This window comes from Rheinheimera muenzenbergensis, from assembly GCF_036984005.1.
GTDB classification, from domain to species: domain Bacteria; phylum Pseudomonadota; class Gammaproteobacteria; order Enterobacterales; family Alteromonadaceae; genus Alishewanella; species Alishewanella muenzenbergensis.
In genome coordinates, this window is sequence record NZ_JALAAR010000006.1 from 207,494 (window position 1) to 222,151 (window position 14,658).

Genomic DNA, 14,658 nt, shown 5'->3' on the forward strand with positions numbered 1-14,658 from the left:
GCTATGTTCAACACAAGTAACGGGACCCCAGATGACAGACTACCGCACCTTTAGCCCTGACGATGCCATGCGTTTTGCCGACGAGCATAGCGAGCTGTTTGGCGATCACAGTAAGCTTAGTTGTAAAGAATTTGGTGACGGTAACCTGAACCTGGTATTTAGGGTAGAAAACGACAAAGGCAGCAGCCTGATTGTCAAACAGGCGCTGCCTTATGCCCGCTGTGTGGGCGAAAGCTGGCCGCTGACAATAGACCGCGCCCGCATTGAAGCCGAAGTACTGTTGGCGCACCGCAAGCTGTGCCCGCAGCATACAGTAGAAGTGCTGCATTACGATGCCGCCCGGGCCGCCATTTTAATGGAAGATTTAAAGCAGTACCGCATTTTGCGTGGCGAACTGATTGCCGCTAAGCAATTTCCGCATCTGGCGACACAGCTGGCAAGCTACCTGGCTAATACCCTGTTTTACACCAGCGATTTTGCCCTGACCGGGCCGGGTAAAAAGCAGCAGGTTGGCCAGTTTTTAAACCCAGAGCTGTGCCTTATTACTGAAGATCTGTTCTTTACCGACCCTTATTGCAATCACGAGCGCAATAATATTCATGCCGAAATCCGCGCTGAAGCACAGCAGCTGTGGCACGATGAAACCCTGCAGGCCGAAGTGGCGCAGTTAAAAGCTGATTTTTTGTCCAAACCGCAAGCCCTGCTGCACGGCGATGTGCACAGCGGCAGCATTTTTATTAATGACGAAAACTGCAAAGTGATTGATGCCGAATTTGGCTTTTATGGCCCTATCGGCTTTGATGTCGGCAGCTTAGTGGCAAACTTGTTGCTGAATTACCTTGGCCACTTCGGTTTAACCGCCGATAGCAGCCGCCGCCAGCAACACCAGGACTATTTACTGCAACAAATCGACTCCTTATGGCAGCAGTTCGCCAGTCAGTTTAAGCAACTGATGGCAGAAGAATGTAAAGAACCGGCGCTGCAAAACGCTTTGTACCAGCAGCGCTTTATGCAACAAGTGTGGGCAGACACCCTGGGTTATGCCGGCTGTGAGTTGATCCGCCGCACTGTCGGCCTGGCCCATGTCGCCGACCTGGACAGCATTAGCAACAGCATGCTGCGCGGCCAGTGTGAAGCCAAAGCCATTAAGCTCGGCCGCGAGCTGATATTACAACGCCATAGCTTGGCCAATATGGCGCAGCTGCTAACCTTGCTAAATTACAACACAGCTGAAAACTGAAACGCTTTGTTACATTTTCAATATTAGGCTGTAGCAAAAACTACGTTCCAGTTACCGCTACATTGTGGCATTCTGTTTTCTTAAATAATAACAGGATGTTGTAATGATAGTTGCCGAAAGCCTGAGCCGTACCTTTGGACAGGGCGAAACAGCAGTACAGGCCTTACGTGATGTCAGCGTAACTATTGCTGAAAATGAATTTGTTGCCATTATGGGCAGCTCTGGCTCAGGCAAGTCGACACTGATGAATATTCTCGGCTGCCTGGATACGCCCAGCTCAGGCAGCTATCAGCTTAATAATCAATTAATTAGCCAGCTTGATGACGTTAAGTTATCCGCGTTACGCAACCAGCACATCGGCTTTATCTTTCAGTCTTTTCATTTATTACCGCGTTTAACTGCCGCGCAAAATGTTGCCCTGCCACTGCGTTATAGCGAAACAGAACCCGCCGCTGCTCTGGCGCGCGCCAATACTTTGCTGGAGCTGGTCGGCCTGGGCCACCGCAAAGAGCATAAACCGCACGAGATGTCCGGCGGTCAGCGGCAGCGCGTTGCCATCGCCCGCGCTTTGGTTAATAGCCCGAAAGTGATTTTTGCCGATGAACCCACCGGCAACCTCGATAGCAAAACATCTAAAGAAATTATGCAGTTACTCTGTGAGTTACACAGTAAAGGCAACACCATAGTGATGGTAACTCACGAAGATGACATTGCCGCCTATGCCAAACGGGTAATACGGATGCGTGACGGCCAGATTTTAGAGGACAACAGATGTTAACCACACTGTACGCCATACTGGCACTGAGCACGGCGACTGACCAACAGATGCCTTTGCTACTTACCGGTACCCTGCAATCGGCCGACAAACAGAGCGTTGTATCACCGATGAGCGACAGCTGGCGGGTACAGGTGCAGTGGTTACATCCGGAAGATCAACCGGTAAAACAGGGTGAGCTGATCGCAGTATTTGACGCCGGTACCGTAAAAAGCCAGATAGAACAGCTTAAAAGCACGCTGCTAAACCATCAGGAACGCTTAAACCAGCTAACAAGTGAACACAAACAAAAAGTGATGGAAGCCGAGTTTGAACTGCAGCGGCAACAACTGCTGCTGGAAAAAGCCGGCATCGACGCTGCTGTGCCACAGGCCAACCTTAGCCAGTACGATTACGAGCAGTACCAGCTGGAGTTAAAGCGCGCCCGCACCGAAGCCAATAAAGCAGCGGAACAACTGGCCGTTACCCGTATTAGTGCCAATAGTGCCTTAACTAAGCAGCAACTACAGATCGATCAGACGCAGGCAGAGCTACTGGATGCAGAAAACCAGCTTGGCCTGATGAGCGTAACAGCCAGCCAGGATGGCACCATCAGTTACGGCACTCACCCCTGGTACGGCAGTAAAATTTATGCCGGCGTTACCGCCCAGCCGGGTTGGACCATCGCCGAGCTTAACCGCACAGACAACCTGTATATTGAAGCCTGGGTGCACGAAACCGATGTCCCAAGGCTGCAACTGCATACCGGCCTGACAGCCCGCTTTGATGTGGCGCCACAACAACCCTTCCCGCTACAGCTAAGCAGCATTGCCCACCAGGGCGAAAAACGGCAAAGCTGGGGCAACGCGCTGTATTACAAAGCGGTATTTACCTCCGACACTATGCCGCTGCAACACCCTATGCTGGGCATGGGATTATTGATTGAGGTAAACCAGCCATGAGCGTCAAACCACTTTTGCTATGCGTCAGCCTGAGCAGCCTGTTACTGCTAAACGGCTGCCAACCAGCCCAAACAACGGTAGCCAGCCAAACAACTATGCAAATCCGCGCAACCGGCGAGCTGACGGCCGCCACCGCGTTTAAAGCCTCACCACCCAGTGTAAAAAAGCTCTGGCAATACAACATTAAACAACTCACGCCGGAAAGTAGCCTGTTAAAGGAAAATGATCTGGTAGTGGCCTTTGATGCCCAGAGTCTGGTTGATGATCTGAAAAACAAAACCATTGAATTACAAAGCGCCGAACAGGAGCTGGCCAACCGTTTACGCAGCGACGAGCAGCGCTTTGAAGAGCTGAAACTGGCATTGGCCGAACGCAAAATGGAATACGATAAAAATCAGCGCAAAGCCACCATAGTTGACCAGTCGCGATCTGATAACGATAGACGCAAAGCGCAAATTGATTTCACCATTGCCGACAATCAACTGCAATTGGCCCAGGCCAGGCTGGCCAGCCATCAGCAACAACGGCTGGCGGAAGAACAAATGCTGCTGGCCAAGGTAAGCCGGCTGCAGGCAGAAGTAGAAGAACTGCAGTACGGTATTGCCAGTATGCAGGTAAAGGCGCCGTTTGCCGGTGTTATGGTCTATAGCCAGAATTTCGAAGGCGAAAAATTCTCGACCGGCGATACCGTACAATTTGGCCAGCCCGTCGCCGAAATCAGCCAATTAGACAGCTTATATGTAAAAGCCGAAATTGATGAAATCGATTTGCAGCAGCTGCGCGCCGGCCTTAGCGTAGAAGTGACGCTGGATGCTTACCCGGAGCGCCGCTTCAGTGGCGTATTACATAGCCTGGGTAATGCCGTGCGGGATAAATCACGTGATAATTTACGCCGGGTAGTCGATGCCAGAGTCAATCTGCACAGCCTGGATACCGACATAATGCGCCCCGGCATGACAGCCCGGCTGGCAATTAACCTGAGCCATACCGATGGAGTCGCCGATGTACACTAACCGTCTGCTGCCTGTTTTAGTGACGGCGCTGTGCCTGGCAGGCTGCAGTGAACCGGCGTTACAGGTGCCCTTGTATCAGCTGGAAACCGACACCCTGGCTCACAGCGTTAATGCCGAAGGTGAATTGTTTGCCGTTAACTCGGTTAGCATCAGCGCGCCCGGCACACTACAGGGCCCGCGCTTTATCGCCTCACTGGCCAGTGAATACACTGAAGTCCAGGCCGGCGATATAGTGGTTACCTTTGATGCCAGTCAGTTGCAAAAAGCCAGAGTAAAAGCCAGCACCGGCCTGGGTGCGGTATTGGCCGATGAACAACAAAAACAAGCCGAACAGCTAAAAGAGCAAACGACTCTGGGGCTGGAGCAGCGCTTAATCGGCCACGAATTTTCTTTTGCCGATCGTTTTACTATTGATGATGTGCAGATCCGCTCACGGCTGGAAATTATCGATTCGATGCAAAATAAAGAATACCTCAGCGATAAGCAGGCGTATCTGGGCTGGCAGGAGCAAAGCTTTAGCCAGCGCAGCCAGGGCGAATTAGAGCTGCTGCAGCTGCAACGTGGCCAGCAGCAAAACCTGCTGCAACAAGCTGAAACCGGCCTGGAGCAACTCGAAGTCAGGTCGCCACACCAGGGCATAATCTTATATGAAACCAATTGGCGCGGCGAAAAACCGGAAGTGGGCGGCATGGTATTTCCCGGCCACCGCATTGGCAGCATTCCGGATTTAAGCCTGCAACATCTTAAATTGTACGTGATAGAACAAGAGGCCGTTGGCCTGTTACCTGGCCAGCAGGTCAACTTTGCGTTAACAGCCTGGCCGGACGAAACCCTGAGTGCCAAAATTGTTGCTGTCGCGCCGGTGGCGCAGTCGCGCGAGCGCCGTGATCCACGCAAATATATTGAAGTCCGGGTAGAGCCAGACGCGCAAGACCCGCGTTTTTTGCCGGGAAATAAGGTACGGGCCAATATCGTGGTTAATAAGCTGGAAAATGTCTTGCTGGTGCCGCTGCAGGCAATCTTTAGCGAACAGCAACAACTCTATGTGTATAAGCGCCAGCAGGCAGGCTTTATTAAGCAAGTTATTCAAATTGGCACGAAAAGCCTGAGCCATGCGCAAATACTGGCTGGCCTGCAAGCGGGCGACGAAATAGCGCTGATTAAACCGGAGTCAATAATTTAATGAAAGCCACGGCCCTGCTTAACGATACACTGGCAGAACTGGCGCAGCATAAGCTGCGTACCTTCCTGACCTTACTTGGCATGATATTCGGTGTTGGCGCGGTAATAGCCATGCTTAACATTGGCGAAGGTGCCGAACGCGAAGCGCTAAAAACCATAGAAACGATGGGCCTGCGCAACCTTATTGTGGAAGGCCGCAGTTTTGATGAAAAAACGCTGCAGGAGCAACGCAAACATTCACTGGGCTTAAACCAAACTGATATTGATATTGCCGTCGCCACCATTGGCAGTATTACCGCCTATAGCGCCGAACGCAAAATTGACACCCATTCGCTATACAGCCATCAGGGCAAAAGCGATGGCAGCGCTATTGGCATCTCTCCCAGTTATATGCAGCTGAGCAAGCTTGAATTTGCTGCCGGGCGCAATTTTACCGAACGGGAAAACCGCTACGCAGCGCAGGTGGCCATTTTAGGCGCGCGGGTGGCGCAAAGCTTGTTTCCCAATGGCGATGCACTGGGCCAGGCGATTAAAGTTAATCATGTCTGGTTGCAGGTGGTGGGCGTACTGGCCGAACCCTATGCCGGCAGTAACGAGTTTCAGGGTATAAAACTGGGCGGCGAACAAAACCAGCTGTTTATGCCGCTGCTTACTGCGCAAAGCCGGTTTAAAGCGGCGCCGCTCAGCGCCGAACTAACTTCATTCCGCTTACAGCTGGCAGAAAACGCCAACAGCGCGTTAAGCGCTAAAGCACTGGATGCTTTGTTAAAACAACGCCACAACGATATCGACGATTACAACATCGTCGTGCCCGCAGCGCTGTTGGCACAACAAAAGCAAACCCAGCAGATTTTCAATATTGTGATGTCCTGTGTTGCCGGCATTTCGTTGTTAGTAGGCGGCATTGGCATTATGAATATCATGCTGGCAACAGTGTTAGAGCGCACCAAAGAGATTGGTTTACTGCGGGCAATTGGTGCCACCCAGCGCGATATTAAATTGCAGTTTGTTGCCGAGAGTTTTGCCATTGCCATTCTGGGTGGTTTGCTTGGTATCGTATTTGGCATACTGCTGTCAGAGCTTATCGCCTTTTACTCCGATTGGGCGGTAAGCTGGTCGCTGCTGGCTATTGTGTTATCGTTTAGCATTTGCGCCCTTATTGGCATTGCTTTTGGTGTGTACCCGGCCATTAAAGCGTCCAGGCTGGACCCTATCAGTGCCTTACAGAGTGAATAACGCCAGCGCCACTTAGCGCTACAAGCTGGCATAAGCTTTTTTGTAACCAATAAATTAAAGTATCGCGCCAAAGTCGTCGCTTATTACTCACAGTAGTGACGTTGGCGCTTGCTAAACCAGACCACTATTAAAGTAAACGGCTAGTTACAATTTTGCGCTGTACCTGAAAGGCGCTAACACGCTAAGCTGCGACCCTGACGTCGCCAGCCTGGAAGTAAGAGGTAAGTTTGGCTCACTGGGTTTATCACCGATATTTTGCTGCCGCAGTGGCGTTGTTTACCGCCATCAGCCTGTGCGCTTTGCTGGCGTTTGCCGTTAGCAGTGCCGTGCATTTTAGCCTGCAACAAAGTGCAAACCTGTACCTGGCCAAAGTGGACGATATTGCCCGCGAAACGCAAAACACGCTGGATCTGCTTAACCACAAACCTGGCCATAACTGCACAGCTGCCGACTTAGCCAGCATGCGCCGGGTGCTGATTAGCGCCCGTTATATCCGCGACATTACTTATTACCAAAACGACACCGCGCTGTGCTCGGCCAGTGCCGGCAAATTGCAAGCCCCGTTGCCAGCAGCCGAACCCGACTTTTATTCATTACAAAACAGCAGCATATGGCTGGACCAGGCATTGGGCGACAGCGAGCAGCAACTTAGCGGCACTGTGGTACGGCAAAAGCAATACAGTGTCGCTATTGTCAGCGATATCGAGCGGGCAGCACCTCGCCAGGACGTACGCTGGCAAACAGTAAACATCGCCGGTGCCAGCCCGGCAAATATTGCCGGTGACAGTGGCCTGTATCTGAGCGCCGCTGCTCAACCGGCATTATCCCGCTTAAGCTGGCCCTATTATGTGTATCAGCAATGCAGCGACTATTCGCGCTTTTGTCTGACACAGCAGTTTAGTTTTTATCATTTGTGGCAAAACTATCCGTTGCATACCGCGGTTATTAGCTTCGCCTTATTAGCGTTAAGTGCGCTGGCCTGGTTTGGCTGGCGGCAATTGGCTGTGCGCCGTCACAGCTTGCGTTACCGTGTACGAAATGGCCTTAAAAAAGGGTACTTTTCTGTTGTTTTTCAACCGATTATTAATTTGCGGCAAAATACGCTAACCGGCTGTGAGGTGTTAGCCCGCTATCAGGACCCGCTAGGTAGCTTAAGTCCGTTGCAATTTATCCCTTTACTAAGCCAGCTCGGCTTAAGTGGCCGTTTTACCTGCTTTATTGCTAAGCAGGCGCTGTCCCAGCTCAATACCTTGCCAGAACTGCCAGAGTCGTTTCATTTGTCGCTCAATGTCTACCCGCAGGATATCGCCAGCGGCCAGATCCTTGAATTATTACAATTGCCTGAGGTGCAACAGCGCCGGGTATCGCTGGTGTTGGAAATTACCGAACAGCAAGAACTCAGCTATAAGCGCGCCACCCTGAACCTGGCGCAGCTTAAAGCCGCCGGGCTGCAATTATCGATTGACGATTTTGGCACCGGCTACTCTAACCTGACCAGCCTGCGTTCACTGAATGCCGATTACCTGAAAATAGATAAAAGCTTTATTCAGGACATGGAGGCCGACAGTATTAAATCGACCCTAATCCCGAAAATCCGTGATATTGCCCACCTGCTGCAGTTTAATATCGTCGCCGAAGGCATCGAAAACGCCGCCCAAGCCGAGCTGCTGCGCAGCCTGGGCATCGACCTCGGCCAGGGCTGGCACTTTGCCAAAGCCATGCCAATAGCCGAGTTCAGCGACTGGCTGGCGCAGTTTGCCGCCAGCCAACCGCGTAAAGCCGGATAGAACATCACATTCCGTATTGCTCAGTACTTGATACTACAACCATAAGGTTTGCTTATTGCCGGGTCGGGCTTTTTACCCTTTAATACCGCGCTTGCGGCGTTGGCAAAATGCGGCGTGGCTTTGGCGATATCATCTACTTTCGCCGACGGTATGCTATCGATGCCGCCCATGTATTGCAGTACGCCGGCTTTGTCGATGAGGTACATATGCGGTGTGGTTTTGGCGTCATAGGCTTTGCCCATTACGCCCGTTTCATCAAATACCACTGCCGTTGGCATAGCGCCGCGGCTGGCGGTCAGCTCGTCAGCTTTTGCACCACTAACGTGCCCCTGCTTGCCTGGTGCTGACGAAATAACACTTAGCCAGACGGCCCCCTGTAGCTTCATTTCTGCCTGCAATGCCTGCATATTGCCGCTGTAGTGCTTAACCACAAAGGGGCACTCGTGGTTTGTCCACTCCAGCACCACATTTTTACCGGCAAAGTCTTTTAAACTGTGGCTGTTACCCTTGGAATCGACCACGGTAAAATCAGGCGCCGGCGCACCAACCTGTGGTGCTGCGGCCAGCCCGAGCGAAAACACAGCAGCAGACGCTGCCAGAACCAGTTGACGTAGTTTCATCTGCATTACTCCTGTTTTATTGCGTTAGTTTAAGGTTGCCGACTCAGCCGCTCCAGGGTGGTAGCCAGTGTGTCGGGGGTTAAAATTTGTGGCAGTACTTCGGGCGGCTGCCCCGGCCAGTACAATACGTACAGTGGCACGCCATCGCGCTGATACAGCCGCAAGTACTCGGTAATAGCCGCATCACGCAGTGTCCAGTCGCCTTTTAAGTAGGTTACATCATAAAGCGCCAGCGCTGCTTTGCTGCTGTCTGTATTTAGCGCTATCCGCTCATTTACCAGGCAGGTGATGCACCAGTCGGCGGTCATATTCACCAGTACCGGCTTACCTTCTGCGCGTAGCTGCTGTAGCAATGCAGCCGACCAGCTTTGCCAGTGCACGTCGCTTTGCCGCTGAGCCGCGGTACTGGTTTGTTGTGGTGCCAACGCCGGCAACAGTAACGCCAGCAATAATAGCAACAGCGCCAGCACTGGCGTTAACTTACCGGCCTGCGCCAGCTGTTTACGGCCCCATAACCAACAGGCAGCAGCTATACACACCACGCCAGTTAATAACAGCGCCTGGGCATCAACTCCACTTTGCCGGCCATAGACCCACAGCAGCCATACCGCGCTTAAGTACAGCGGATAAGCCAGCCACTGTTTTAGCCTGTCCATCCAGGCGCCGGGCTTAGGCAGCAACCGGGCCAAGCCGGGCACGTAAGCCAGCAGCAAAAACGGCAGCGCCATACCCAGGCCTAAAGCGACAAACACCAATAGCGTCACAACCGCGCTTTGACTTACTGCATAGCCCAACGCTGCGCCCATAAAGGGTGCGGTACAAGGGCTGGCGACTACCACAGCCAGTACCCCGGTAAAAAAGGCGCCTTTACCGCCGCTGGCAGAGGCCAGGCTGCTACCGGCATTCATCAGGCCAAGACCAAATTGCAGCACGCCGGACAAACTCAACCCCAGCGCAAACAGCAGGTAAACTAACAGCGCAACCAGGTAAGGACTTTGCAGCTGAAAGCCCCAACCCACGGCAGCACCGGCACTGCGAAACGCTATTAGCAAGCCGGCCAGCGCGATAAAACTAACGATAACACCGGCGCTATAAAACAGTGCGTCGCGCTGTTGCGCGCGGGGCTGGCCGCTGTTGCCGGCAATACTCAGCGCTTTTAATGACAACACCGGAAACACACAGGGCATTAAATTCAACAGCACGCCACCGCTGGCTGCCATTAACAATACCAGCCACAGCGCTGTACTGGTTTGCTGACTGCCGGTGATCAGAAGTTCCGCAGTGCCTTGTCCGGCCTGGTTTAGTTGCACACTATAGGCCGCAGTATCAGTCACCAACACCAGCTGCAGCTGCTGCGGTGCCCTGGTAAAGTAAGTGTTGAGCGGTTGCTGCAATAGCAACTGCTGGCCGTGCTGGCTAATCTGCTGGCTACCGGCATGATCGACCAACTCTGTTGCTGCGACAAAAAAAGCCCGAATTTCAGCATCAGAGTGCCAGTCAATCATGGCAGAAAAAGCGCCGGCGGCAGTGTCAAAGCTACCGGTAACCTTAAGTGGCTGCGGCAGCTTTTGCTCCGCCTGCTTAAACAGCCCCAGATAGTCATCAGTTAAAATTGCACTGTTGCCAACCGGCAACGTCAGACTAAATTGCGCTTCGGCCGGTATGCAAACTTCTTCACACACCAGCCAGTCTGCCTGCAGCTGTATTGGCAGACTGTCAGCACTGTAGCCCGCAGGCAGGATTAATTCTGTCAGCAACACGGTGGCACCGGCAAAGCCATAATTGACCAGCGGCGGAATTACAAACGCTTGTGGCGTGGGCCATTGTATAGCTCCGGCAGTTACCCCCACAGGCAACTGCCAGTTTAAGCGGGTAGGCAAACCAGAATCGCCCGGGTTCTGCCAGTATGTATGCCAATGCTCATCGGGTACAAAATGCAGCGCCAGCCGCAGGCTTTGCCCGGCTTTAACCTGACGATATTCACTTACCAGTTCAGCTTTCAGCTGTTTGGCACTTTGCCACCCGGTGCTGGCAGCTTGCACACCACTAAACAGGCTGCAGCAACCCAGCAGCAAAAACAAAACCCAGCGCATAGCTCTCTCGATGATGATTGATATTTACCGTTACGAGCCTACACTGATTTAGTTCAGTATGCTGATAAATTGACCGCAGAAGCACGCCAGATTAAGCATTTTGTGCGACAAACTGCTATATTAGCCAACGTTTATACGTAACTTCCGCTGTGGTCACTCCGGCAAAATAAATGTTACTAAACACACACAACATAAACGTAAATCATCAATAAAAGGTTCACCTTAATGAAGCTATTTACTCCGTCAGCGTTATCAGCAGCTATGCAAGCTGCTCTGTTCGGTGCAGCTGTTGGCCTTTCTCCTGTGCTGATGGCGCAGGAAAGTGACAAAGGCCAGAATGCAAAAGAACAGGAACTGGAAACCATTACCGTAACGGCGCAAAAGCGCAGCCAAAGCATTCAGGAAGTGCCAATTTCAATTGCTACCCTGTCTGGCGAAAAGTTTGACGCCATTTTCTCGTCCGGTGATGACATTACTGCGCTGGCAATCAAGGTACCAGGGTTGTATGCCGAAACCTCGAACGGCCGGGCAGCACCGCGGTTTTATATCCGGGGTCTGGGCAATACTGATTTTGATTTAGCCGCCTCGCAGCCGGTGTCCATTATTATGGACGAGGTAGTGATGGAGAACGTGATTTTAAAAAGCTTCCCGCTGTTTGACGTACAGCAGGTTGAGGTGATCCGCGGCCCACAAGGCACCTTATTCGGCCGCAATACTACCGCCGGTATTATCAAATTCGACAGTGTAAAGCCGCGGCAGGATTTTGATGCATACGTAAAAACTACCGCCGGTACGCTGGGCCAGTTAAATCTGGAAGGGGCTGTCGGTGGCGGTTTAACAGACGAGGTGTCTGCTCGTTTGTCTTTACTATCACAGCACCGCAGTGACTGGGTAGATAATGCCTTTACCGGTGAAAACGATGCTATGGGCGGTTACACCGAGCGTGCCGGCCGTTTGCAACTGCTGTGGGAAAGCAGCGATTTCGATGCGTTGTTAAATGTACACTCACGCAACTATGACGGTACCTCGTCGCTGTTTCGAGCCAATATTCTTTCTGCCGGCAGTGACAAGCTAAACAGCAATTATGACCGCGACAGTGTGTCTTACGACAACCCAACAGCAAACAGCCAAAGCTATGATGCCTGGGGCGCATCGTTAAAACTGGACTTCCAGTTAGACGGTATGACACTAACCAGCATTTCAGCAATGGAACGTGCTGATGGTGGCGGTATTGGTGATATCGACGGCGGCACACCAGATGGCCCGGGCATTGTGCCGTTTCAGGCGGTAACAGAAGATCAGCTGAAAGATTTAAAGCAATATACCCAGGAAATCCGTTTGGCCAGTGATACCAACGATGCGTTAAGCTGGCAGGTCGGTGGTTTTTACTTCGATTCTACCTTTGGTGTAAACAGTATTGATGGCTTCTTTGGTGCGACAGAAGTATTCCACGGCAATACCAGCTGGGCGCTGTTTGGCCAGACGTCTTACAAAGTAAACGATAAGCTGGATATCACCGGTGGTATCCGTTACACCGACGACATCAAAACCTTTTCGGTTGGCCAGCAAAACGTTGATGGTTTTGCCCTGGTGATCGGCGCAGCTCAGGTACAATACTATGAGCCGATTAAAGTATCAGACGACAACATCAGCTGGGAGCTCAGTGCTAACTATCGTTTAACCGATAAAACCAGCCTGTTTGCCCGCGTGGCGGATGGCTTCCGCGCTCAGTCTATTCAGGGCCGCGATGTGGCTTTTGAAGCGCCACCGTCTGTAGCCAAATCAGAAACCATTATGTCGTTTGAAGTCGGCGCAAAGTCTGATCTGCTAAACAACACCTTACGCTTAAACGGTGCGCTGTTTTACTACACCATCGACGATATTCAGTTATCGGCTATTGGTGGCCAGACGCAGGGCAACCAGTTAATCAACGCTGATAAAGGTGTAGGTTATGGTTTTGAATTCGACTTTGATTACCGCGTCACACCTAATCTTAGCGTGGGTGGTGGTTTCAGCTACAACAATACTGAGCTGCAAGACGACACTCTGACCGTGGCACCTTGTGGTTCAGGCATGTGTACAGTGCTGGATCCGCGTAATGCACAAAACCTGGCGCTGATTGACGGCAACCCGTTCCCGCAGGCGCCGGAAACCATCCTGACATTAAATGGCCGCTATGATTTCCCAATTGAAAGCGGTGAAATTTATGTCTACGGTGACTATCAGTTGCAGGGTAAAACTAATCTGTTTCTGTATGAATCAGCCGAGTTTAAATCAAATAACAACTACGAAGCCGGTTTACGCGTAGCCTACATTAACTACGACAATAATTACGAAGTAGGTGTATTTGGCCGCAATATTACCGACAAAGACAACTTAAAAGGCGCCATCGATTTCAATAACCTGACCGGTTTTGTTAACGAGCCGCGCACCTTTGGTGTCGACTTTAAGATTAATTTCTATTAATCGCCAAAACCGCAAACAGAGGGCAGCCTAAGCTGCCCTTTTTTATTGCAGCGACAAATCCGGCTATTTAGCCCATTCTGATTGCACAATAAACCGCTGCGCCTTAATCTGACTGCAGCATAATTGTGGAGCACCTTATGGCCGATTTTCGCAGCGATACCGTTACCCAACCCAGCCTGGCAATGAAAGAACGTATGTTCAGTGCCGCTTTGGGCGATGATGTATTTAATGACGACCCCACTACACTGGAATTGCAAAGCGTAGCCGCCAAACTGCTGGGCTTTGAAGCAGCGCTGTTTGCCCCCAGCGGCACCCAGACTAACCTGATTGCCATGATGAGCCATTGCCAGCGCGGCGACGAGGCCATTGTCGGTCAGCAGTGGCACACCTACAAATGGGAAGGCGGCGGCATGGCGGTGCTGGGTTCCATTCAGCCACAGCCATTGGAGCTGCAAGCCGACGGTAGCCTGGCGCTGAGCGATATCGCCGCGGCGATTAAACCGGATGATCCGCACTTTGCCCGTACCCGCCTTATCGTGATTGAAAACAGCGTTGGCGGTAAGGTTTTGCCGCTTAGCTATATGCGCGATGTCGCCGCACTGGCAAAAGACACAGGCCTGAATTGCCATATCGACGGCGCCCGCTTAATGAATGCCGCGGTGGCGCTGGCAGCACAGCATCAGTTAACCCCACTGCAGATGGCACGCGAGTTGTGTCAGGGGTATGACTCGGTATCCTTGTGTTTATCCAAAGGCTTAGGCTGCCCGGTTGGCTCGTTGTTGCTGGGCTCAAATGCGTTTATCGCCCGCGCTAAACGGGTGCGCAAAATGCTTGGTGGCGGTATGCGGCAAACGGGCATGCTGGCAGCAGCGGGTTTATATGCGCTGGAACATAATATTACCCGGCTGGCTGATGATCACGACAATTGCCGGCGCTTAGCAGAAGGCCTAACCGCCTTAGCCGCGCAATTACCGGCACTGCGGGGCAAGCTAACGGCGCTGCCGGTGCAGACCAATATTTTATTTACCGATGTTGAGCTGCAACTGGCAGAACTGTTGCTGCCCTATCTGGCTGAACGCGGTATCAAGCTTACCGGCAGCAATTATCAAAGCGCCAAAGGTGATATTAAGCGTTTGCGCTGGGTGTGCCATCTGAATATCAGCAGCGATGATATTGCACGCACGCTGCAAGCGGTAACGGAGTTTGCCGACCAAGTCTGAAGATTAAAGAACAGTATTGTTGAAAGCAATTGACCCTTCTACCTGTCTGTTACGTAACAAGCAGTAACGATTAACAGGCAGAGGT

11 protein-coding genes are annotated in these 14,658 nt (G+C 51.9%); 9 read left to right on the forward strand and 2 right to left on the reverse strand.

What is annotated here, in order from left to right:
• Positions 1-31 precede the first annotated feature (31 nt).
• The 7 genes from mtnK to MN202_RS09425 all read left to right on the forward strand — a co-directional run bounded on the left by mtnK (position 32) and on the right by MN202_RS09425 (position 8,174).
• Entirely contained in the window at positions 32-1,240 is a 1,209-nt protein-coding gene (gene mtnK / locus MN202_RS09395) for an S-methyl-5-thioribose kinase (RefSeq protein ID WP_335735850.1), read from the forward strand.
• Positions 1,241-1,343: 103 nt separating this feature from the next.
• On the forward strand, positions 1,344-2,018 hold the full coding sequence (locus MN202_RS09400) for an ABC transporter ATP-binding protein (protein ID WP_335735851.1): 675 nt from the start codon (positions 1,344-1,346) through the stop codon (positions 2,016-2,018).
• The gene (locus tag MN202_RS09405) at positions 2,012-2,956 is read left to right on the forward strand and encodes an HlyD family secretion protein (protein ID WP_335735852.1); all 945 of its coding nucleotides are present in this window, start codon (positions 2,012-2,014) and stop codon (positions 2,954-2,956) included. The genes MN202_RS09400 and MN202_RS09405 overlap by 7 nt, the downstream gene beginning before the upstream one ends.
• Positions 2,953-3,969 carry an HlyD family secretion protein gene (locus tag MN202_RS09410; RefSeq protein ID WP_335735853.1) on the forward strand — a complete coding sequence of 339 codons (1,017 nt, stop codon included), beginning with the start codon at positions 2,953-2,955 and terminating at the stop codon, positions 3,967-3,969. The genes MN202_RS09405 and MN202_RS09410 overlap by 4 nt, the downstream gene beginning before the upstream one ends.
• On the forward strand, positions 3,959-5,152 hold the full coding sequence (locus tag MN202_RS09415) for an efflux RND transporter periplasmic adaptor subunit (RefSeq protein ID WP_335735854.1): 1,194 nt from the start codon (positions 3,959-3,961) through the stop codon (positions 5,150-5,152). The genes MN202_RS09410 and MN202_RS09415 overlap by 11 nt, the downstream gene beginning before the upstream one ends.
• A complete protein-coding gene (locus MN202_RS09420) occupies positions 5,152-6,387 on the forward strand; it encodes an ABC transporter permease (RefSeq protein WP_335735855.1) in 1,236 nt (411 codons plus the stop codon). Before MN202_RS09415 ends, MN202_RS09420 begins: the two co-directional genes overlap by 1 nt.
• Before the next feature lie 227 nt (positions 6,388-6,614).
• Positions 6,615-8,174: an EAL domain-containing protein gene (locus tag MN202_RS09425; protein WP_335735856.1), complete on the forward strand. Its 1,560-nt coding sequence runs from the start codon at positions 6,615-6,617 to the stop codon at positions 8,172-8,174.
• A 20-nt stretch (positions 8,175-8,194) separates the two neighbouring features.
• On the opposite strand, the gene MN202_RS09430 is transcribed toward MN202_RS09425, so the two are convergent.
• On the reverse strand, positions 8,195-8,794 hold the full coding sequence (locus MN202_RS09430) for a redoxin domain-containing protein (protein ID WP_335735857.1): 600 nt from the start codon (positions 8,792-8,794) through the stop codon (positions 8,195-8,197).
• A 29-nt stretch (positions 8,795-8,823) separates the two neighbouring features.
• Positions 8,824-10,887: a protein-disulfide reductase DsbD family protein gene (locus tag MN202_RS09435; RefSeq protein ID WP_335735858.1), complete on the reverse strand. Its 2,064-nt coding sequence runs from the start codon at positions 10,885-10,887 to the stop codon at positions 8,824-8,826.
• A gap of 225 nt (positions 10,888-11,112) precedes the next feature.
• Here MN202_RS09435 and MN202_RS09440 point away from each other — a divergent pair, with 225 nt between their 5' ends.
• A complete protein-coding gene (locus MN202_RS09440) occupies positions 11,113-13,353 on the forward strand; it encodes a TonB-dependent receptor (protein ID WP_335735859.1) in 2,241 nt (746 codons plus the stop codon).
• A gap of 137 nt (positions 13,354-13,490) precedes the next feature.
• Positions 13,491-14,573, forward strand: coding sequence for a low-specificity L-threonine aldolase (gene ltaE / locus MN202_RS09445; protein ID WP_335735860.1), 1,083 nt, complete (start codon positions 13,491-13,493; stop codon positions 14,571-14,573).
• Positions 14,574-14,658 lie beyond the last annotated feature (85 nt).

Excerpts from the sequence above, each read along its gene's own strand:
- MN202_RS09410 (WP_335735853.1), top strand. The coding sequence starts at position 2,953 with ATGAGCGTCAAACCACTTTTGCTATGCGTCAGCCTGAGCAGCCTGTTA.
- MN202_RS09440 (WP_335735859.1), top strand. The coding sequence starts at position 11,113 with ATGAAGCTATTTACTCCGTCAGCGTTATCAGCAGCTATGCAAGCTGCT.
- MN202_RS09420 (WP_335735855.1), top strand. The coding sequence starts at position 5,152 with ATGAAAGCCACGGCCCTGCTTAACGATACACTGGCAGAACTGGCGCAG.
- ltaE (WP_335735860.1), top strand. The coding sequence starts at position 13,491 with ATGGCCGATTTTCGCAGCGATACCGTTACCCAACCCAGCCTGGCAATG.
- mtnK (WP_335735850.1), top strand. The coding sequence starts at position 32 with ATGACAGACTACCGCACCTTTAGCCCTGACGATGCCATGCGTTTTGCC.
- MN202_RS09430 (WP_335735857.1), bottom strand. The coding sequence starts at position 8,794 with ATGAAACTACGTCAACTGGTTCTGGCAGCGTCTGCTGCTGTGTTTTCG.
- MN202_RS09405 (WP_335735852.1), top strand. The coding sequence starts at position 2,012 with ATGTTAACCACACTGTACGCCATACTGGCACTGAGCACGGCGACTGAC.
- MN202_RS09400 (WP_335735851.1), top strand. The coding sequence starts at position 1,344 with ATGATAGTTGCCGAAAGCCTGAGCCGTACCTTTGGACAGGGCGAAACA.
- MN202_RS09415 (WP_335735854.1), top strand. The coding sequence starts at position 3,959 with ATGTACACTAACCGTCTGCTGCCTGTTTTAGTGACGGCGCTGTGCCTG.
- MN202_RS09435 (WP_335735858.1), bottom strand. The coding sequence starts at position 10,887 with ATGCGCTGGGTTTTGTTTTTGCTGCTGGGTTGCTGCAGCCTGTTTAGT.